Source organism: Puerhibacterium puerhi (assembly GCF_009846865.1).
In the GTDB taxonomy this organism is placed as follows: Bacteria; Actinomycetota; Actinomycetes; order Actinomycetales; family Cellulomonadaceae; genus Puerhibacterium; species Puerhibacterium puerhi.
This window is the reverse complement of record NZ_WUWN01000022.1, coordinates 30,626-50,555: the sequence shown is the minus strand read 5'-3', so window position 1 is coordinate 50,555 and position 19,930 is coordinate 30,626. Positions and strand designations below refer to the sequence as shown.

Annotated in this window: 17 protein-coding genes; 13 read left to right on the top strand and 4 right to left on the bottom strand. The window is 75.5% G+C overall.

Translation table 11 applies throughout. From position 1 onward, the window contains the following. From GSF02_RS12485 to GSF02_RS12470, 4 genes are all read left to right on the top strand, one after another. Window positions 1-2,058: DEAD/DEAH box helicase (locus GSF02_RS12485; RefSeq protein WP_159796841.1), on the top strand; the 2,058-nt coding region annotated here is incomplete at its 5' end. 144 nt (window positions 2,059-2,202) lie between these two features. Further along, on the top strand, window positions 2,203-3,858 hold the full coding sequence (locus GSF02_RS12480; protein ID WP_159796838.1) for an amidohydrolase: 1,656 nt from the start codon (window positions 2,203-2,205) through the stop codon (window positions 3,856-3,858). An 83-nt stretch (window positions 3,859-3,941) separates the two neighbouring features. Next, entirely contained in the window at window positions 3,942-5,744 is a 1,803-nt protein-coding gene (gene lnt / locus GSF02_RS12475) for an apolipoprotein N-acyltransferase (RefSeq protein ID WP_235915536.1), read from the top strand. After that, entirely contained in the window at window positions 5,741-6,511 is a 771-nt protein-coding gene (locus GSF02_RS12470; RefSeq protein ID WP_159796835.1) for a polyprenol monophosphomannose synthase, read from the top strand. Before lnt ends, GSF02_RS12470 begins: the two co-directional genes overlap by 4 nt. Window positions 6,512-6,678: 167 nt before the next feature. Here GSF02_RS12470 and GSF02_RS12465 read toward each other — a convergent pair whose 3' ends face one another. Further along, complete coding sequence (locus tag GSF02_RS12465) at window positions 6,679-7,023, bottom strand: RNA polymerase-binding protein RbpA (protein WP_069982539.1); 345 nt, start codon at window positions 7,021-7,023, stop codon at window positions 6,679-6,681. A gap of 404 nt (window positions 7,024-7,427) precedes the next feature. On the opposite strand from GSF02_RS12465, the gene GSF02_RS12460 reads away from it, so the two are divergent. Both GSF02_RS12460 and GSF02_RS12455 read left to right on the top strand, forming a co-directional pair. Beyond that, the gene (locus GSF02_RS12460) at window positions 7,428-8,618 is read left to right on the top strand and encodes an LLM class flavin-dependent oxidoreductase (protein ID WP_159796832.1); all 1,191 of its coding nucleotides are present in this window, start codon (window positions 7,428-7,430) and stop codon (window positions 8,616-8,618) included. Between the two features lie 53 nt (window positions 8,619-8,671). Further along, window positions 8,672-9,307 (top strand): FMN reductase, encoded by a 636-nt coding sequence (locus GSF02_RS12455; RefSeq protein ID WP_159796829.1) that lies wholly within the window; start codon window positions 8,672-8,674, stop codon window positions 9,305-9,307. A gap of 27 nt (window positions 9,308-9,334) precedes the next feature. On the opposite strand, the gene ald is transcribed toward GSF02_RS12455, so the two are convergent. Continuing rightward, a complete protein-coding gene (gene ald, locus GSF02_RS12450) occupies window positions 9,335-10,447 on the bottom strand; it encodes an alanine dehydrogenase (protein WP_159796826.1) in 1,113 nt (370 codons plus the stop codon). Window positions 10,448-10,743: 296 nt separating this feature from the next. On the opposite strand from ald, the gene GSF02_RS12445 reads away from it, so the two are divergent. Both GSF02_RS12445 and GSF02_RS12440 read left to right on the top strand, forming a co-directional pair. Continuing rightward, the gene (locus GSF02_RS12445) at window positions 10,744-11,190 is read left to right on the top strand and encodes an Lrp/AsnC family transcriptional regulator (RefSeq protein WP_328799028.1); all 447 of its coding nucleotides are present in this window, start codon (window positions 10,744-10,746) and stop codon (window positions 11,188-11,190) included. A gap of 60 nt (window positions 11,191-11,250) precedes the next feature. Then, entirely contained in the window at window positions 11,251-12,204 is a 954-nt protein-coding gene (locus GSF02_RS12440; RefSeq protein WP_159796820.1) for a ribonuclease Z, read from the top strand. Window positions 12,205-12,251: 47 nt separating this feature from the next. Here the strand turns inward: GSF02_RS12440 and GSF02_RS12435 are convergent, their stop codons facing one another. Next, window positions 12,252-12,746, bottom strand: a complete 495-nt coding sequence (locus GSF02_RS12435; protein WP_235915535.1) for a GNAT family N-acetyltransferase — start codon at window positions 12,744-12,746, stop codon at window positions 12,252-12,254. A gap of 120 nt (window positions 12,747-12,866) precedes the next feature. Between GSF02_RS12435 and GSF02_RS12430 the strand changes: the two genes are divergently transcribed. Both GSF02_RS12430 and GSF02_RS12425 read left to right on the top strand, forming a co-directional pair. Continuing rightward, on the top strand, window positions 12,867-13,889 hold the full coding sequence (locus GSF02_RS12430; RefSeq protein WP_159796817.1) for an LLM class flavin-dependent oxidoreductase: 1,023 nt from the start codon (window positions 12,867-12,869) through the stop codon (window positions 13,887-13,889). Between the two features lie 81 nt (window positions 13,890-13,970). Next, window positions 13,971-15,332 (top strand): Calx-beta domain-containing protein, encoded by a 1,362-nt coding sequence (locus tag GSF02_RS12425; RefSeq protein ID WP_159796814.1) that lies wholly within the window; start codon window positions 13,971-13,973, stop codon window positions 15,330-15,332. Between the two features lie 41 nt (window positions 15,333-15,373). On the opposite strand, the gene GSF02_RS12420 is transcribed toward GSF02_RS12425, so the two are convergent. Continuing rightward, entirely contained in the window at window positions 15,374-15,862 is a 489-nt protein-coding gene (locus GSF02_RS12420; RefSeq protein ID WP_328799027.1) for a GNAT family N-acetyltransferase, read from the bottom strand. A gap of 103 nt (window positions 15,863-15,965) precedes the next feature. Here GSF02_RS12420 and GSF02_RS12415 point away from each other — a divergent pair, with 103 nt between their 5' ends. From GSF02_RS12415 to GSF02_RS12405, 3 genes are read left to right on the top strand one after another with little or no spacing between them, the layout of a single operon-like run. Continuing rightward, on the top strand, window positions 15,966-18,368 hold the full coding sequence (locus GSF02_RS12415) for an ATP-binding cassette domain-containing protein (protein WP_159796811.1): 2,403 nt from the start codon (window positions 15,966-15,968) through the stop codon (window positions 18,366-18,368). Then, window positions 18,355-18,993, top strand: a complete 639-nt coding sequence (locus GSF02_RS12410; protein WP_235915534.1) for a P-loop NTPase family protein — start codon at window positions 18,355-18,357, stop codon at window positions 18,991-18,993. Before GSF02_RS12415 ends, GSF02_RS12410 begins: the two co-directional genes overlap by 14 nt. Then, a complete protein-coding gene (locus tag GSF02_RS12405) occupies window positions 18,990-19,478 on the top strand; it encodes an SRPBCC family protein (protein WP_159796808.1) in 489 nt (162 codons plus the stop codon). Before GSF02_RS12410 ends, GSF02_RS12405 begins: the two co-directional genes overlap by 4 nt. Window positions 19,479-19,930 lie beyond the last annotated feature (452 nt).

Sequence of the window (19,930 nt, the reverse complement as noted above, 5' to 3'; positions counted from 1 at the left end):
CGCGGCGTCGCCCCGCGCGCCCGGCGGGGGGCCGGCGCGGCCGGGCTGGCGCCGCAGCGGCGCACGCCGCCGCGCTTCGCCGTCGTCGACGCGCTCGACGCCGACGCGCTCCTGCCGGCCATCTACTTCATCTTCTCCCGCGCCGGCTGCGAGGGCGCCGTCCAGCAGTGCCTGCAGGCCGGGCTGCGGCTCACCTCGCCGCAGGAGGAGGCCGAGATCCGGCGGGTGGTCGAGGAGCGCACCGCCACCATCCCGCCCGAGGACCTCGACGTGCTGGGCTACTGGACCTGGCAGCAGGCGCTGGCCCGTGGCATCGCCGCGCACCACGCCGGCCTGCTGCCGGTGTTCAAGGAGACCGTCGAGGAGCTGTTCGCCCGGGGCCTGGTCAAGGTCGTGTTCGCGACCGAGACGCTCGCGCTCGGGATCAACATGCCCGCCCGCTCCGTGGTGCTGGAGAAGCTCGTCAAGTGGGACGGCAGCGCCCACCAGCCCGTCACGCCGGGGGAGTACACCCAGCTCACCGGGCGCGCCGGGCGCCGCGGGATCGACGTCGAGGGGCACGCCGTCGTCGTCGACCACACCGGCCTGGACCCCGTGGCCCTGGCCGGCCTCGCCTCCCGCCGCCTGTACCCGCTGCGCTCGAGCTTCCGGCCCACCTACAACATGGCCGTCAACCTCGTGGCCCAGGTGGGGCGCGACCGCGCCCGCGAGGTGCTCGAGACGTCGTTCGCCCAGTTCCAGGCCGACCGGGGCGTGGTCGGCCTGGCCAAGCAGGCCCAGGCGCACGCCGAGGCGCTCGACGGGTACGCCCAGGCCATGACGTGCGACAAGGGCGACTTCGCCCAGTACATGGACCTGCGCCGGCAGATCGGCGAGCGGGAGAAGGAGCTGTCCCGCGCCGCCTCCGGCAAGCGCCGCGCCGAGGCCGTAGCCTCGTTCGAGAAGCTCAAGCGCGGCGACGTCGTCGAGGTGCCCAGCGGACGGCGGCGCGGCTACGTCGTCGTGCTGGACCCGGGCCAGGACGAGCGCGGGTTCGACGGGCCGCGGCCCACCGTGCTCACCCAGGAGCGCCAGGTCAAGAAGCTCACGCTCGCCGACGCCCCCGGCGGCGTCGACGTGGTCACCCGGGTCAAGATCCCCAAGGCGTTCAACGCCCGGCGCCCGGACGCGCGGCGCGACCTGGCGTCCAGCATGCGCAACGCGCTCGGCGCGTTCCGCGACGACGCCGGCACGGGCCGCGGGCCGCGAGCGCCGCGCCCCGGCCACGGGCCCGGCCGCCGCAGCGACGCCGCGAGCGACCGGCAGCTGCAGGGCCTGCGGGCCGCGCTGCGGGCGCACCCGTGCCACGCGTGCCCCGAGCGCGACGACCACGCCCGCTGGGCGGAGCGGTGGGACCGGCTCAAGGCCGAGCACGACCGGCTGGTGTCCCGGATCGCGAACCGGACCGGGTCGGTGGCCCGCACGTTCGACCGCACGTGCGAGGTGCTGCTCACCCTGGGCTACCTGGAGCGCGTGGAGGGCTCTGCCGAGCGTGCGGCGGGCCTGCGGGTCACCACGGACGGGCGGTGGCTGCGGCGGCTGTACGCCGAGAGCGACCTGCTGCTCGCCGAGTGCCTGCGCCGCGGGGTGTGGGACGGGCTGGACCCGGCCGGGCTGGCGGCCGCCGTGTCCACGGTCGTGTACTCCGGGCGCCGCGAGGAGGCCACGGACCCGTACGTGCCGGGCGGGCCGCACGGCCGGCTGGCGCAGGCCCTGGACGCCACGGTGCGGGTGTGGTCGGAGGTGACGGACCTGGAGGAGACGCACGCGCTGGACGCCACCGGGGAGATCGACCTCGGCCTGGTCGCCCCGGTGCACCGCTGGGCGTCCGGCAAGGGCCTGGACGCCGTGCTGCGGGGCACTGACATCGCCGCCGGCGACTTCGTGCGCTGGTGCAAGCAGGTGGTGGACGTGCTCGACCAGCTCGCGCAGGCCGCGCCCCGCCCGGCGCTGCGGTCGGCGGCGCGCAAGGCGCAGGACGCCGTGCTGCGCGGCGTCGTCGCCTACTCCAGCGTGTGAGGCGGCGGTCGGCACAGCGGTCGGCACAGCGGTCGGCACAGCGGTCGGCACAGCGCGGGGGACGGCGTGCGAGCCGGCCGACCGCCGGCTGAGAACCCGCTGCTCACCGGCGGGGAGCCGGCCGGGGTGCCCTAGAGTCGGCCCGTGACCTCGACCCTGTACCGCAACGGTGTCATCCACTCGTCCGCCGACCCGTTCGCGGAGGCGTTGCTCGTCGACGACGGCGTGGTCGCCTGGCTCGGCGCGGAGGACACGGCGGCCGGGCTGGCGGCCCGGGCCGACCGGGTGATCGACCTGGACGGCGCGCTCGTGGCGCCGGCGTTCGTGGACGCCCACGTGCACGTGCTCGAGACCGGGCTGGCGCTGGAGTCGGTGGACCTGGGCGCGGCCGCGGCACCCACGCGGGCCGCCGCCCTGGACGCGCTGGCGGCCGCCGCGCGGGCCCTGGCGGCCGCGGACCCGGCCGGCGACGAGGTGCTGCTGGCCGCAGGCTGGGACGAGCGGGCCTGGCCGGAGCGCGCCCCGCTGACCCGTGAGGACCTCGACGCGGCGTGCGGCGGGCGGCCCGTCTACGCCGCGCACGCCGGCCTGCACGCGGCGGCCGTCTCGACGTCGCTGGCCGCCGCGGCGGGGGCGGAGCGCGTCCCCGGCTGGGACGCCTCCGGGCTGGTCGTGGGGGAGGCCCTGGCCGCCGTGCGCGCCGTCGCGCAGGACCTGCCCCCGCAGCGGCGCACCCGCGCCTACCGCCGCGCGCTGGAGCGGGCGGCCCGGCTCGGCATCGCCGCGGTGCACGAGATGAGCACCCCGCACACCGACACCCGCGCCGGGCTGCGCGAGCTGGTGGACCTGGGCGCCGACCCCGCCGGCGGCCTGCCGCTCGTCGTGGCCTACCGGGGGGAGCTGTGCGCGTCCGAGGACGACGCGCGCGCCCTGCTGGCCGACCTGCCGTTCCTGCGCGGCATCGCCGGCGACATCGCGGTGGACGGGTCGATCGCGGCGCACACGGCGGCGCTGCGCCAGCCGTACGCCGACGTCGTGGCGAGCGCGGCGGGCCCGGACCCCCGCGGCACCCTGGCGCTGAGCGCCGAGCAGGTCGCCGCGCACCTGGCGGCCGTCTCCGCCGTCGGCGTGCAGGCCGGGTTCCACGTCGCCGGCGACCGCGCCATGGACGAGCTCGTGGCCGGGCTCGAGGCCGCCGCCGAGCGCCTGGGCGCCGGGCCCCTGCGCGCGGGGCGCCACCGGGTGGAGCACGCGCCGTTCGTCGACGCCTCCGCCCTGGCCACGCTGCTGCTGCACGGGGTGTCGCTGTCCGTGCAGCCCGCGCACGCGGCGGCGTGGGGCGGCCCGGACGGCCTGTACGCGACCCGGCTCGGTGCGCCCCGCGCGGAGAACATGGCGCCGTTCGCCGACCTGCAGTCGGCCGGCATCCCGCTGGCGTTCGGCTCCGACGCCCCGGCGACGCCGCTGGACCCGTGGCAGGCCGTGCGCGCCGCGCTGACCCACACCGACGAGACGCAGCGGCTGTCCGCCCGCGCCGCGTTCCGCGCCCACACCCGCGGCGGCTGGCGCCTGGCCGGCGCCGACCACGCCGGCGAGCTGCGCGTCGGCGCCCCGGCCCACCTCGCGGTCTGGCGCTCCGACGCGTACGTGGTGCAGAGCTCCGGGCGCGGCCTGTCGTCGTGGAGCGAGGAGGCCCGCGCCGGCCAGCCGGTGCTGCCCGACCTGGCGCCCGGCGCCCCCGAGCCGGTGTGCCTGCACACCGCCCGCGACGGGGTCCCGCTGTTCGACACGTTCGCGTGAGCGGCGCGCCCGGCCCGGTGCCGGGCCGCCCGGGCGGGCCCACGTCCGAGCCCACGTCCAGCCAGGTCGCGTACGCTTCCCGCGTGCTGCGACCCGACCCCCACGACCGGCGCGCCCCCCGCACGGCGGGACCCGCCGGCACCGCCCCGGACGACACGTCGTTCTGGGCGGCCCGGCCCGTGACGCTGCTGCTCGCGGTGGCCGCCGGCGCGTGCCTGTGGGCGGCCTTCCCGGACGCGGGCGTGTGGCCCCTGGCCGTCGTGGGCGTGGCGCTGCTGCACGCCGCGCTGCGCCGCGACGGCGCGGGGTGGAACCTCCTGGTGGGATCGCTCACCGGTGCGGTGTTCTTCCTGTCGCACCTGTGGTGGGCGAACGAGGCCACCGACACGGTGCCCTGGGTCGCGCTGAGCCTGGTCGAGGCGCTCTTCGTCGGTGTGTTCGGCGTGCTGTGGACCTGGGCCCGGCGCCTGCCGGCGATCCGCCGGGCGCGCGGCGTCGCCGGCACCGCCGCCCACGTGGCCGCCTTCGCCGCCGTCTGGACCGCCGTGGAGCAGTGGCGCTCGGAGTGGCCGTTCGGCGGCTTCCCGTGGGGCCGCCTGGCCTGGTCGGTCGCCGCGGCGCCCACCGGGCGCGCCGCCTGGCTCGGCGGCACGGTCCTGGTGACGTTCCTGCTCGCCGCCGCCGGCGTGCTGCTGGCCGTCCTGGTGCGCCGCACGGGCGCGGCGGTCCGCACCCCCGACGGGGCGGCACGCCGCCGCGCCCTCGTCGGCGCCGTCGGCGCCGCGGCTGCCGGGGCCGTGCTCCTGGTCGGGCCGCAGGGCCTGCCGCTGCCGCACGACGACGCCACGACCCCGGTGCCGTCCCCGCCCGTCACCGCCGCGGTGACGGCCCCGGACCGGTCGCGCTTCGTGGACGCCGGCACCGCCACCGCCCAGGCGGGCGTGCTGCAGGTCGGCGCCGTGCAGGGCGACGTGGACGAGCCGGGCCTGGGGTCCTTCGCCAACCGCGCGGAGGTGCTGAACAACCACCTGGCGGGCACCGCGGTGCTCGCCGCGACCCACGGGGCGGACGCCGCGGCCGACCAGCGGCTCGACGTCGTGCTGTGGCCCGAGAACGGCTCCGACCTCGACCCGCAGGAGGCCCCCGACGTCGCCGCCGCGCTCGACGCCGCCTCGGCCGACGCCGGCGCGCCCGTCCTCGTCGGCGCCCAGGAGTTCCCCGAGACCGGAGGCCGCTACAACGTGCTGCTGCTGTGGCAGGACGGCGCCGGGGTGATCGACCGGTACGCCAAGCAGCACCCCGCGCCGTTCGGGGAGTACATCCCCCTGCGGTCGTTCGTGCGGCTGTTCAGCGACCAGGTCGACCGCGTGTCCACCGACATGATCGCGGCGGTCAACCCGCCCGTGGTCGACGTGCCGTCCGAGCGGCTGGGCCGCACCGTCCGGCTCGGCACGGCCATCTGCTTCGAGGTGGCCTACGACGAGATCCTGCGCGACGCCGTGCTGCGCGGCGCCCAGGCGCTGGTGGTCCCCACGAACAACGCGTCCTTCGGCCTGACGGCCGAGTCCACCCAGCAGCTGGCGATGACCCGCCTGCAGGCCATCACCACCGGCCGCGCCGCCGTCCAGGTCTCCACCGTGGGCGTCTCGGGCGTCGTCGCGCCGGACGGCACGCTGGTGGCCCGCACGGGCCTGTTCACCGCCGACCAGATCGCCGCCCGGCTGCCGCTGCGCACCACGCTGACGCCCGCCGTCGTCGCCGGCTACTGGCCCGGCTGGGTCGTCAGCGCCGCGGGCGCGCTGCTCGCCGCCACCGGCCTGGTCGTCGGCGTGCGCGACGCGCGCCGGCGGCGGGCGGACGCCACGCGGACGGACGCGGCGGCGTGAGCGCCCCCCGCACCCTCGTCGTCGTGCCCACCTACGACGAGCGCGAGTCGCTGCCGGCCACGCTCGCAGCGCTGCGCGAGCACGTGCCGGGCGTCGACGTGCTCGTGGTCGACGACGCCTCGCCGGACGGCACGGGCGAGGTCGCCGACGCGTTCGCCGCGGCCGACCCGGCCGTGCACGTCCTGCACCGCCAGGGCAAGGGCGGGCTCGGCGCGGCCTACGTCGCCGGGTTCGGCTGGGGGCTCGAGCGCGGCTACGACGTGCTGGTGGAGATGGACGCCGACGGCTCCCACCGCGCCGTGGACCTGCCCCGGCTGCTGGCGCGCGCCGCGCAGCCGGACCGGCCCGACCTCGTCGTGGGCTCGCGGTGGGTGCGCGGCGGCAGCGTCGTCAACTGGCCCTGGTACCGCGAGCTGCTCTCGCGCGGCGGCAACACCTACGTGCGCCTGGCGCTCGGCATGCGCGTCAAGGACGCGACCGCCGGGTTCCGCGCCTACCCGGCCGACACCCTGCGCCGCATCGACCTGGCCTCGGTGGAGTCGCACGGCTACTGCTTCCAGGTGGACATGACCTGGCGCGTGGTGCGCACCGGCGGGCACGTGGTCGAGGTGCCGATCACGTTCGTCGAGCGGGTGGCCGGCGTGTCGAAGATGAGCCGGGCCATCGTGGCCGAGGCCCTGACCAAGACCACCGCGTGGGGGCTGGCGCACCGCGGGCGGCAGCTGCGCGCCCTGGTCGGCGGGGCGCGCCGGCCCGCGCGGCGCTGAGGCGCGCCGCAGGACGCACCGGGCACGGTTCTCCCGGCACGGTTCTCCCGGCACGGTTCTCCCGGCACGACGAAGGCCGGCCCCGCCGGGGCCGGCCTTCGTCGTGGATCGGGTCGCGAGAGTGGCTTCGCGGTGCGGATCAGGTAGTGCGGCTCGGGTGGTGCGGCTCAGGCGCCGCGGCGCAGCTTGCCGGCGCGCAGCAGCTCCAGGCGCTCCTCGAGCAGCTCCTCGAGCTCGGAGACCGTGCGGCGCTCCAGGAGCATGTCCCAGTGGGTGCGCTGCGGCTTGGTGGCCTTCGGCTCGGGCTTCTCGGCGTCGCGCAGCAGCGCCTCGGCGCCGCAGCGGCACTCCCACACCGGCGGGACCTCGGCGTCGGTGGAGAAGGGCAGGATGATGGTGTGCCCGTTCGGGCAGTCGTAGTAGGCCTGGAACCGCGGGGCGAAGTCCACACCCTCGTCCGACTCCATGCTCTTCGCGCCGATGCTCATGCCGCGCAGGGACCGGTCAGGCATGTCGTCCTCCTGAAGGTGGGATGGTGAGGCCTCCGGCTGACGGAGGGCCAAGGTGGTCAACGTCCGCCCGCGGCCGGATTGTTCCGGCGGGCGGTGAGACGCACGCCACTGCAGACGTCTGTTTCGGTGTCAAGGGTTCCGTGTCGAGGCGTTTTGCGCAATTCGAGCCTCGCGGGCGCCCGGTGCGCCGCGCGCCGCGAGCGCCGCACGGGACCAGACTGGCAGAGAACGTGCCACGGTGGTGGCGGACAGGCCGGGACGAGGGCGAGCGCGGGCGGGAATGTTCGCGCCCACCCCGTGGTTGAGGCGAAAGTCCATGCAAGAGCATGGAAAAACCGTTGCCGGCCCGCGCCGGCAGCCCCGGCGGCCGGGCCGCCGGGGGACCGAGCAGGGAGCTGAGCACCGTGCAGTTCGGAATCTTCTCCGTCAGCGACGTGACCACGGACCCGACCACGGGCCACACCCCGGACGACACCGAGCGCGTGCGCGCGATGCTGACCATCGCCAAGCACGCGGACGAGGCGGGCCTCGACGTCTTCGCGACGGGCGAGCACCACAACCCGCCGTTCGTCGCCTCCAGCCCCACCACGATGCTCGGCTACCTCGCGGGCGTCACCACGAACATCACCCTGTCCACCGCCACCACCCTGATCACCACCAACGACCCGGTCCGCCTGGCCGAGGAGTACGCGATGCTCCAGGTGATCTCCGGCGGCCGCATGGACCTGATGATGGGCCGCGGCAACACCGGCCCGGTCTACCCCTGGTTCGGCCAGGACATCCGCAACGGCATCCCGCTGGCCATCGAGAACTACGCGCTGCTGCGCAAGCTGTGGACCGAGGACGTCGTGGACTGGAAGGGCCGCTTCCGCACCCCGCTGCAGGGCTTCACCTCGACCCCGCGCCCGCTGGACGGCGTGCCGCCGTTCGTGTGGCACGGCTCGATCCGCAGCCCCGAGATCGCCGAGCAGGCCGCGTACTACGGGGACGGGTTCCTGCACAACAACATCTTCTGGCCGATGAGCCACACCAAGCAGATGGTGCAGTTCTACCGCGAGCGCTACGAGCACTACGGCCACGGCCGCGCCGACCAGGCGATCGTGGGCCTGGGCGGGCAGGTGTTCGTCCGCAAGAACAGCCAGGACGCCTGGAACGAGTTCCGCCCGTTCTTCGACGTCGCGCCGGTGTACGGCCACGGCCCGTCGATGGAGGACTTCACCCGCGAGACCCCGCTGACCGTCGGCTCCCCGCAGCAGGTCATCGACCGGTACGGCGCGTTCGTCGAGGAGGTCGGCTACTACCAGCGCCAGATGTTCCTGGTGGACCACGCCGGCCTGCCGCTGAAGACCGTGCTGGAGCAGATCGACATCCTCGCCGGCGAGATCGTCCCCGAGCTGCGCAGGATCGTGGAGGCCAAGCGCCCCGCCGACGACGTGCCGCTGAACCCGCCGACGCACGCCGAGCGCGTCGCCGCCGCCCGCGCCGCCGGGCAGGCCGCCGCCACGCACGTGGGCGACTCCGTCGACCCGTACACCGGCACGGTCGCCGAGGACGCCCGGCCCGCCTCCCGCGCCGGCCAGTCGTTCGGCCTCTGAGACCCGGCCAGCCACCCCGCACCCCGCACCCCGCACAGAACGAAGGAAAGCCCGTGAGCACCGCCCGCACCCTCGTCGTCGTCTCCGCCGGCCTGTCGAACCCGTCCTCCACCCGCCTGCTGGCCGACCGCCTGACGGACGCGACGGTGCGCGAGCTCGAGCGGCTCGGCGACGACGTCACCGTCGTCAACCTCGAGCTGCGCGACCACGCGCACGCGATCGTCGACGCCATGCTCACCGGCTTCCCGACCGGGGAGCTGGCCGAGGCGCTCGAGCAGCTCGTCGCCGCCGACGGCGTCATCGCGGTCACCCCGCTGTTCACCACGACCTACTCGGGGCTGTTCAAGTCGTTCGTCGACATCATCGACAAGGACTCCCTGCGCGACATGCCCGTGCTGCTGGGCGCCACCGGGGGGACCCCGCGCCACTCCCTGGCGCTGGACTACTCGGTGCGGCCGCTGTTCAGCTACCTGCGCACCGACGTCCTGGCCACGACCGTGTTCGCGGCGACGGACGACTGGGCCGGGCAGGGCGGGGACGAGGCGAACCCGCTGCCGCGGCGGATCGAGCGGGCCGGGCGGGAGCTGGCCGAGCGGGTGCACGCCCGCGAGAACGCCGGCCCGGCCGACCCGTTCGCGTCCGCCCCGAGCTTCGCGGACCTGCTGGCCCAGGGCGGCGTGGAGTCCTGAGGCCCGGGGCGCGGCGGGCCGGGGCTCTCAGAGCACGGCGCCCAGGTCCGCCGCCTCCAGCCCGTGCGCCTCGGCCACGCCGCGGTGCGTCACCGCGCCGTCGTGCACGTTCAGGCCCGCCGCGAGCGCCGGGTCGGCGCGCAGCGCGTCGCGCCACCCCAGGTCCGCGAGCGCCACGGCGTACGGCAGCGTGACGTTCGTCAGTGCGTAGGTGGAGGTGTGCGGCACGGCGCCGGGCATGTTGGCCACGGCGTAGAACACGCTGTCGTGCACCCGGTAGGTCGGCTCGGCGTGCGTGGTGGGCCGGGTGCCCTCGAAGCAGCCGCCCTGGTCGACGGCGATGTCGACGAGCACGCTGCCGGGCCGCATCCGGCTCACCAGCTCGTCCGAGACCAGCACGGGCGCCTTGGCGCCCGGCACCAGCACCGCGCCGATGACCAGGTCGGCCTCGAGCACCGCCCGCTCGACGGTGTAGGCGTTCGAGGCCAGGGTGCGCGCCCGGCCGGACAGCTCGCGGTCGGCGGCGCGCAGCACGTCCACGTTCTTGTCGAGCAGCGTCACCTGGGCGCCCATGCCGACGGCGATGCGGGCGGCGCTCATGCCGGCGGTCCCGGCGCCGACGACCACGACGTGCGCCGGCGCGACGCCGGGCACGCCGCCGAGCAGCGTGCCGCGACCGCCGGCGGCCTTGAGCAGGGTGGCGGCGCCCACCTGCGGCGCCAGCCGGCCGGCGACCTCGGACATGGGCGCCAGCAGCGGCAGCGCCCCGGCGGCCGTCTGCACGGTCTCGTAGGCGACGGCCGTGACGCGCCGGGCCAGGAGCTCCTCGGTGAGCGCCTTGTCGGCCGCCAGGTGCAGGTAGGCGAAGACGACCTGGCCGGGGCGGATGCGGTGGTACTCCTCGGCGACCGGCTCCTTGACCTTGAGCACCAGCTCGCCGGCCGCCCAGACGGCGTCGGCGTCCGGCTCGATCGTGGCGCCCGCGTCCGTGTACTCGGCGTCCGGGATCGCGGAGCCGACGCCGGCGCCCGCCTGCACGTGCACCGTGTGCCCGTGGCGCACCAGCTCGTGCACCCCGGCCGGGGTGATGGCCACGCGGTACTCGTGGTTCTTGACCTCCGTGGGGACACCGATGCGCATCGTCGCTCACCTTCTCCGTGTGGGGGTGCTCCCGTCGGGCGCCGCGCGGTCGGCGCGGGGCCCGACGGGAGCGGGCCGGCGGGGTGACCCGCACCACCATTCTCGCGGCTGCGGCGGCCGATGTTCGGCCGGACGGGCAACTTCCGTGGAAGATTCTGTAGCCTTCGACCATGGTCGACGGATCTTCCGTATCGCCGCCCCCGCGTCCTGGCGGACCGAACGATGTTCGACGGTCGCCCGCGTCGCCGGCCCCCGCACCGCCGTCGGGCCTCGAGCCGCGCGCCGACGCCCCGGTGGTGCTCGACGCGGTCGACCACCGGATCCTGCGCGCGCTCGCGCAGGACGCGCGCGTGCCCAACAACGCCCTGGCCGCGCGGGCGGGAGTCGCCCCCTCGACGTGCCTGGCCCGGGTGCGGGCCCTGCGGGACAAGGGAGTGATCCGCGGCTTCCACGCCGACGTCGACCCGGCCCGGGTGGGCCGGCCGCTGCAGGCGATCATCGCCGTGCGGATGCAGGGGCACGCCCGGGCGCGCCTGACGTCGTTCCTGCACGAGCTCGCCGGGCTGCCCGGGGTGCTCAACGTCTTCCTGCTCGGCGGGGCGCACGACTTCTTCGTGCACGTGGCCGCGCCGGACACCGACGGGCTCAACGACTTCGTCGTCGAGCACCTGTCCGCCAACCCCGACGTGGCGCTCACCGAGACCAACCTGATCTTCCAGCACGCCCAGGCGTACGTGTTCTGACGGGTTCTGACAGGCTGGCCGTCCCGGGCGGTGCGCCCGGCCGCCGAGGAGGGAGAGCGCGTGTCGCGTCGAGAGCTCGTGGTGCTCGGGACCGCCAGCATGGTCCCGACCCGCACCCGCAACCACAACGGCTACGTGCTGCTCTTCGACGACTCCGGCATCCTGTTCGACCCGGGCGAGGGCACCCAGCGGCAGATGACCCACGCGGGGGTCTCCGCGACCGACCTGACCCGGGTCGCGCTGACCCACCTGCACGGCGACCACTCGCTCGGCCTCGCCGGCGTCGTGCAGCGGCTGTCCGGCGACCAGGTGCCGCACACCGTGCCCATCTCGTTCCCCGCCTCCGGGTTGCCGTGGGTCAGCCGGCTGCTCGAGGCCAGCGCGTTCGGGCACCACGAACGGGTGGTGCTGCAGCCGCTCGAGGCGGACGGGCCCGTGCCGCGGGTGGCGGGGGAGAAGGGCGGCACCACCGCGGCGCTGACGTCGGCCCGGCTCGACCACACGGTCGACGCCGTCGGCTACCGGCTGCAGGAGCCCGACGGCGTGTCCCTCGACCCGGCCGCCCTCGCCGCGCTGGGCATCGCCGGGCCCGCGGTCGGCCGCCTGCAGCGCGAGGGCTCCCTGGCGCTCGCGGACGGCCGCACCGTGCACCGGGACGCGGTGAGCGTGCCGCGGCCGGGCCAGTCGGTGGCGTTCGTCATGGACACCCGGCTGTGCGACGCCGTCGGGCGGCTGGCCGACGGCGTCGACCTGCTCGTGGTCGAGTCGACGTTCCTGGACCGCGACGCCGACCTCGCCAAGCGCTGGGGTCACCTCACCTGCCGGCAGGCCGCCCAGGTCGCGGCGGAGGCCGGCGTGCGCCACCTCGTGCTCACGCACTTCTCCCAGCGGTACACGGAGCCCGACGAGCTGCCGGCGGCGTTCGAGCGCGAGGCACGCGAGGTGTTCGACGGCGAGCTGACCGTCGCCGCCGACCTCGACCGGGTCGCCCTCCCGCTGCGTCGGGGGCGCTGAGCCGGCTGCGGCGCCCGGCTGCAGCGCCCGGGCGCCAGCCGCCGCGGTCAGGCGCTCGCGGACACCGGCAGCGCGAGCGTCATGAACGCGCTGTGCGGGTCGGGGCCGTACCCGGCGAACGGCGGGCACTCGGTGAAACCGTGCCGGGCGTACAGCCGGCGGGCGGGGGCGAAGAACTCCTGGGTCCCGGTCTCGAGGCTGACCCGGGCGTACCCGCGCTCCGTCGCGATCGCCAGCAGCCGGCGCAGCACGGCCGTCGCGACCCCGCGTCCGCGCGCCGAAGCGGCGGTGCGCATGGACTTCAGCTCGCCGTGGCCGGCGTCGAGCTCCTTGAGGGCGCCGCAGCCGAGGAGGGCGCCGCCGGCGTCGCGCGCCGTCACGAAGGTGATGGCCGGGTCCAGCAGCGCGCGCACGTCCAGGGCGTGCACCGACTCGGCCGGCGTCGTGGCGTACATGTCCGCCAGGTGCTCGGACAGCAGGGCGACGACGTCGGGGTGGTCGGGGGGCTCGGGGGCGACGACGAGGTCGGCGGGGACGGTCACTGACGCATGGTGGCACGCGCGCGTTGCCGGCAGGTGACATGCCCGCGCCCGCGCACGCCGGGATCCCCGCCCGCCTCGGCCTCCCGGGAATGCCGGCCGGCGCAGCGGGTTGAACCGGACGTGAAGAAGATCGGGTTCCTGTCCTTCGGCCACTGGACGCCGCACCCCACCTCGCGCACCCAGTCGGCGTCGGACGCGCTGCTGCAGTCGATCGAGCTGGCCGTCGCGGCGGAGGAGCTGGGCGCCGACGGCGCGTACTACCGGGTGCACCACTTCGCCCGGCAGCTCGCCTCGCCGTTCCCGCTCCTCGCGGCCGTCGGGGCGCGCACGAGCCGGATCGAGATCGGCACCGGCGTGATCGACATGCGCTACGAGAACCCGATGTACATGGCCGAGGACGCCGGCGCGGCCGACCTCATCGCCGGCGGCCGCCTGCAGCTCGGCATCTCGCGCGGGTCACCCGAGCAGGTGCTCGACGGGTGGCGCTACTTCGGGTTCGAGCCGGGCGAGGGGCGCACCGAGGCCGACATGGCCCGCTCGCACGCCGAGGTGTTCCTCCAGGTGATCGAGGGCCGCGGGTTCGCCCAGCCCAACCCCCGCCCGATGTTCCCCAACCCGCCCGGCCTGCTGCGCGTCGAGCCGCACTCTCCGGGCCTGCGCGAGCGCGTCTGGTGGGGCGCCGGGTCCAACGCGACCGCGCGCTGGGCGGCCGAGCACGGGATGAACCTCATGAGCTCCACGCTCAAGGACGACGAGAGCGGCAAGCCCTTCCACGTCCAGCAGGCCGAGCAGATCCGGGCGTTCCGCGACGCGTGGAAGGAGGCCGGGCACGAGCGCGAGCCGCGCGTCTCGGTCAGCCGGTCGATCTTCGCGCTGGTCTCCGACGAGGACCGGGCGTACTTCGGCGGCGGCGGAGAGGAGTCCGACCAGGTCGGCGTGATCGAGCAGGGGACGCGGTCGATCTTCGGCCGCTCCTACGCCGCCGAGCCCGACGTGCTGGTCGAGCAGCTCGCGCAGGACGAGGCGATCGCTGCGGCGGACACCCTGCTGCTGACGGTGCCCAACCAGCTCGGCGTCGACTACAACGCCCACGTCATCGAGGCGATCCTCACGCACGTAGCGCCGCAGCTCGGCTGGCGCTGACGGCCCGGCCGGGTGCGCGAGCGAGGACATCACCCGGGCGGAGCCTGGTCGCACGCCGGAGCGGCTCGGTAGCGTGCGCGCGTGCCTCGACTCGCCGCTCGACTCGCCGCGTCCCTGCTGACCGTCCTCGTCGCGACGCCCGCGCTGGCGCCCTCCGCCTCCGCGGCCGAGGGGGAGGTGATCCCGTTCGTCACCTGCGTGCTCGACTCGGGGATGACCGACGTCGATCACGCTCCGTGGATCATCGTCTGGGGCTACGAGAACACGGGTGACCAACCGATCACCATCGCCAAGCCGAGCACCAACTTCGTCATGCCCGGCGCCCGGGACCGCGGACAGCCGTCGGTCTTCGCCCCTGGGCGGCACGAGGGAGCCTTTACGTCGTTCGCCGTCGGTTCCTCGACCGTCTCGTGGGTGCTGCTCGGCCCCTCGACTCAGCTCGCGAGCGTCGCCCGGCACGGTAGCCCCTCGTGCGGTGACGTGACCCGCACGGAGCTGTCGGCGCCCACGACGGCCACCGCGGGCGCGGAGGTCACCGTGGTGGCATCGGTCCGGTCGTTCGTCGCGCCCGAGCCGACCTCCGGCACGGTCGAGCTGCAGGTGGACGGCCGCACCGTCGCCTCCGCACCGCTCGACGCGGCCGGGACGGCCCGCTTCGAGCTCCCGGTCGACGGGAGCGGGACCCGGTCGCTGACCGCCGACTTCGTGCCGGAACCCGGCACGACCTGGGAGGCGTCGAGCGCCAGCACCGCGGTCGACGTCGTCGACCCGGGCACGATCAGCGTCGGAGACGTGACCGTCTCCGAGGCCTCGGCGCAGGTCACCGTGACACGGTCCAGCGCGTCCGGGACGGCACGCGTCGACTGGACGACCGCCGACGGCACCGCCACCGCGGGGGAGGACTACACGAGCTCCTCGGGCACCGTCACGTTCGACGACGGGCAGGACCGCGCCGTCGTCTCGGTCCCGCTCGCCCCGCGCGCCACGGGAGCCAGGACCGAACAGCTGTTCGTCCTGCTGCAGCGCGCGTCCACGACGGTCGGCGCCGCCGCAGCGACCGTGACGCTCCCGGCCGGTTCCGCGGCGCCGGGTGGCGACGATGGTGGCGCGCCGGGTGGCGACGATGGTGGCGCGCCGGGTGGCGACGGTGGTTCCGCGGCGCCGGGTGACGACGCACCCGACGACGGTGACGACCCGTCCGACGTGGGCGGCGGCGCTGCGGGGCCGGGCGGCTCCGACGCCGGCGGGGTCGCCTCGAGCGTCGGGCCGGGCGCTGCGTCCTCGACAGGCCGCGCGGGCACGACCGCGGCGCAGGGCTGGCGTCCGCTCGCCGCGCTGGCCGAGTCCGGCGTCCGGCCGATCGCGCTGCTGGCCGTGGCCAGCGCATGCCTGGCGACCGGCGCCGTCCTGGCCCTGCGGCGGTCTCGGCGCCGCCGGGCGTGACGACCGCGCCGGCGCTCGCGGCCGGCGCTGGGTCGCCGCGGTCAGGGCAGCGGCCGCGACCAGGCCACCTCGTGGGCCAGCTGCCCGGTGGCCGTGAAGAGCCGGACCTGGTGCGTGGCGTCCAGCGCGGCGGCCATCGCGTCGCGGTCGGCCGGGACGAAGCCCAGCGTGCGCCAGAACCCGCCCGACCTGCGGCTGAACAACCAGGCCCGGCGGGCGCCCTCGGCCGCCGCTGCCGCGAGGGCATGACGGGCCAGCGCCGTGCCGTACCCGGCGCGCCGCGCGGACGGGGCGACGGCGACGCTGCGCACCAGCGCGTGCGCGCCGTCGGGGCTCAGCTCGTACCCGGTGCTGCCGGTGATGCGGCCGCGGGCGTCGCGGTCGACCCACAGGCGCACGGTGGGCGCGTCGAGCCCGGCCGTCGTGAGGTCGACCGAGCGCAGGAAGCCGACCAGGTCGGTGACGTCGTCGGGGCCCACCGGGGCCGGCGTCGGGGCTTGTGTCGGGGCTTGCTGACGTGCGGCGCTCACGGTCGGTGATCGTGCCACGGCGTCCACCCGGCGAGGCCTAGGCAGCCCCGGCGCGCGCGTGGGACGATCTCCAGCGCCCGCTCCCGAGACAGGTGGAGACACGATGAGCACCGCCACGAGCCCTGCCCCGAGCCCCGGTCCGAGCGCCGACGTCGTGCACCCGGCCGACGCCCACGACCTGATCCGGGTGCGCGGGGCCCGGGAGAACAACCTCAAGGACGTCAGCCTCGACCTGCCCAAGCGCCGTCTGACCGCGTTCACCGGCGTCTCCGGCTCGGGCAAGAGCTCCCTCGTCTTCGCCACCATCGCCGCCGAGTCGCAGCGGATGATCAACGAGACCTACAGCACCTTCGTCCAGGGCTTCATGCCGACGCTCGCGCGCCCCGACGTCGACCTGCTCGACGGGCTGACCACCGCGATCATCATCGACCAGGAGCGCATCGGGGCGAACCCGCGCTCGACGGTCGGCACCGTCACGGACGCCAACGCCCTGCTGCGGATCCTGTTCAGCCGCCTCGGGCAGCCGCACGTCGGCTCGGCCCAGGCGTTCTCCTTCAACGTGGCCTCGATCAGCGGCGCCGGCGCCGTCACCTTCGAGCGTGGCGGCAAGACCACCAAGGAGCGGCGCAGCTTCAGCATCACCGGCGGCATGTGCCCGCGCTGCGAGGGCATGGGCAAGGTGACGGACTTCGACCTGACGGAGATGTTCGACGACACGAAGTCGCTGCGCGAGGGCCCGTTCACGGTCCCGGGCTACAGCGCGGACGGCTGGTACGGCCGCATCTTCGCCGGCTCCGGCTTCTTCGACCCGGACAAGCCCATCCGGGAGTACACGAAGCGCGAGCTGGACGACCTGCTCTACAAGGAGCCGACCAAGATCAAGGTCGACGGCATCAACCTCACCTACGAGGGCCTGATCCCCAAGCTGCAGAAGACGATCCTGGCCAAGGACCGCGAGGCCATGCAGCCGCACGTGCGCGCGTTCGTCGAGCGGGCGGTCACCTTCACCACGTGCCCCGAGTGCGACGGCACGCGCCTCAACGAGGGCGCCCGCTCGTCGAAGATCCGCGGCATCAGCATCGCCGACGCCTGCCGCATGCAGATCAGCGACCTCGCCGAGTGGGTGCGCGAGCTCGACGAGCCGTCCGTCGCGCCGCTGCTGGCCAACCTGCGCCACCTGCTCGACTCGTTCGTCGAGATCGGGCTGGGCTACCTCTCGCTCGACCGCTCCTCGGGCTCGCTCTCGGGCGGCGAGGCCCAGCGCACCAAGATGATCCGCCACCTCGGCTCCTCGCTCACCGACGTCACCTACGTCTTCGACGAGCCGACCATCGGGCTGCACCCGCACGACATCCAGCGCATGAACGACCTGCTGCTGCGCCTGCGGGACAAGGGCAACACCGTGCTCGTCGTCGAGCACAAGCCGGAGGCGATCGCCATCGCCGACCACGTCGTCGACCTCGGCCCGGGCGCCGGTAGCGCGGGCGGCCAGGTGGTGTACCAGGGCACCCTCGAGGGCCTGCGCGCCAGCGGCACGCTGACCGGTCGGCACCTGGACGACCGGGCCACCCTCAAGCCGTCGGTGCGCACGCCCACCGGGGCGCTCGCGGTCCGCGGGGCCAGCACGAACAACCTCCAGGACGTCGACGTCGACATCCCGCTCGGCGTGCTGGTGGTCGTCACCGGCGTGGCCGGCTCGGGCAAGAGCTCGCTCGTGCACGGCTCGCTGCCGCGCGGCGCCGACGTCGTCTCGATCGACCAGGGCGCCATCCGCGGCTCGCGGCGCAGCAACCCCGCCACCTACACCGGCCTGCTCGAGCCGGTCCGCAAGGCGTTCGCCAAGGCCAACGGCGTCAAGCCCGCGCTGTTCAGCCCGAACTCCGAGGGCGCGTGCCCCACCTGCAACGGCGCCGGCGTCATCTACACCGACCTGGTGATGATGGCGGGCGTGGCCGCCCCCTGCGAGCAGTGCGAGGGCAAGCGGTTCCAGGCCGAGGTGCTCGAGTACACCCTCGGCGGCAAGGACATCAGCGAGGTGCTCGCGATGCCCGTCACCGAGGCGCTGGAGTTCTTCGGCGCGGGGGAGGCGCGCACCCCGGCGGCGCGGACGATCCTCGGGCACCTCGCCGACGTCGGCCTCGGGTACATCAGCCTCGGCCAGCCGCTGACCACCCTGTCCGGCGGTGAGCGGCAGCGGCTCAAGCTGGCGACGCACATGGGGGAGAAGGGCGGGATCTACGTGCTCGACGAGCCCACCACCGGGCTGCACCTTGCCGACGTCGAGCAGCTGCTGGGCCTGCTGGACCGGCTCGTCGAGTCCGGCAAGTCCGTCGTGGTGATCGAGCACCACCAGGCCGTGATGGCGCACGCCGACTGGATCATCGACCTGGGGCCCGGCGCCGGGCACGACGGCGGCCGCGTGGTCTTCGAGGGCACGCCCGCCGACCTCGTCGCTGCGCGCTCCACGCTCACCGGACAGCACCTCGCGGCCTATGTCGGTGCGTGAGCCGGTGCGGGTGCTCGGGCCGGACGACGACCTCGTCGCGGCGCTGGGGGAGCGGCCGCGGCGCGTGCTGGTGGCGGGTACCTCCGGCGCGGGCAAGACGACGCTGGCCGGCCGGCTCGCGACGGTGTGGGGCATCCCGCACACCGAGCTGGACGGCCTGTTCCACGGGCCCGGCTGGCAGCCGCGGCCGCAGTTCCTCGACGAGGTGCGCGGGCTCGCCGCGTCCGACCGCTGGGTGACCGAGTACCAGTACGCGCCGGCCCGGCCGCTGCTCGCGGCGCGTGCCGAGGTGCTGGTCTGGCTCGACCTGCCGGTCCGGGTGGTCATGCGGCAGGTCGTGCGCCGCACGGTCCGACGGTCGGTGCGCCGCACGGAGCTGTGGAACGGCAACGTCGAGCCTCCGCTGTGGACGATCGTCAACGACCGGGACCACATCCTGCGCTGGGCGTGGCAGACCCGGCACAAGCTCGCCGACCTGCCCGAGCAGCTCGCCCGCGACGCCCCGCACGTCGTCGTCCGGCTGCGCACCCGGCGCGACGTCGACCGGTGGGTCGCCGCGCAGGCGGTCGCGGCGCGAGCGATCGGGGCGAACGGCGGGGGAGCACGGCCCGGGCGGGCCGGATGACGACGCGCTTCACGATGCCGGTGGACGCGCCGCCGCGGGCGGCGTTCGACTACCTCGCCGACCCGCGCCACCGGCCCGAGTGGCAGTCGAGCCTGCGGGCGGTGGACCGGCTGACGGCTCCGGACGGATCACCGGCCCCAGGGCCGCCGCCGGTCGGCACGCGCTGGGTGGACCGCACGCTGGTGGGCGCCGGTCCGCGTCTGGAGATCACCGAGTCGACGCCGCCCGGCGCGCACGGCGAACCGGGCGCGTGGAGCGAGGCCGGGACGTGGCGCGGGCTGCGGGCGTGGCTGCGGCTGACGTTCGCCCCAGGCGGCGCCGCGGGGACCACGCTGGGCGTCGAGCTGGCCGTCGAGGGATCGGGCGCCTGGTCGCCGGTGGTCGTGACGCTGCGGGCGCTGGCGCCGTACGCCGTGCGCGCGGACCTGCGCCGTGCGGCGCGCATCGTGCGCATGCGGTCGTGGCGGGTGCCCACGGCCCACTGAGGCGGTGCGGGCCCGCGAGCAGCCTCTCCAGAGTGTCCGAGCACCTCGAGCGGTATGCCGATAATGCACATTATGTCATTACGGAGGAAGGAGCGGCTGCCAGAGCGCTCCCCTCGACGAGGCCGACGGTGGCGCGGCGACCGGACCGTGTGGCGTGCGCGACGACGCGTCAGGCGGCGATAGCGCGCCCGGCGCGGCGTCGCGGGCCATGGGCAGCCGGTGCGCGGCCCGGGCGCGTTCGCCTCGCCGCCCTCCGCCGCCGTCCGGCAGCGTCGAGGTGCTGGTTGGCCCCGGAACCGATCCGCCCGAGCTTCGTCCGGGCCGAACCGTCGGCGCCGGCTCGCCAGAGACGTTCCTGCCGCGCCGGACGCTGCGCGTCGGCGTCGGGCGTCAGGCGTCGGGCGCCGTCGGCACCGCTGGGCGCGCGCCGGCCCGCACCCGGGCGCCGCTCG

Excerpts from the sequence above, each read along its gene's own strand:
- GSF02_RS12410 (WP_235915534.1), top strand. The coding sequence starts at position 18,355 with ATGTCGGTGCGTGAGCCGGTGCGGGTGCTCGGGCCGGACGACGACCTC.
- GSF02_RS12405 (WP_159796808.1), top strand. The coding sequence starts at position 18,990 with ATGACGACGCGCTTCACGATGCCGGTGGACGCGCCGCCGCGGGCGGCG.
- GSF02_RS12465 (WP_069982539.1), bottom strand. The coding sequence starts at position 7,023 with ATGCCTGACCGGTCCCTGCGCGGCATGAGCATCGGCGCGAAGAGCATG.
- GSF02_RS12415 (WP_159796811.1), top strand. The coding sequence starts at position 15,966 with ATGAGCACCGCCACGAGCCCTGCCCCGAGCCCCGGTCCGAGCGCCGAC.
- ald (WP_159796826.1), bottom strand. The coding sequence starts at position 10,447 with ATGCGCATCGGTGTCCCCACGGAGGTCAAGAACCACGAGTACCGCGTG.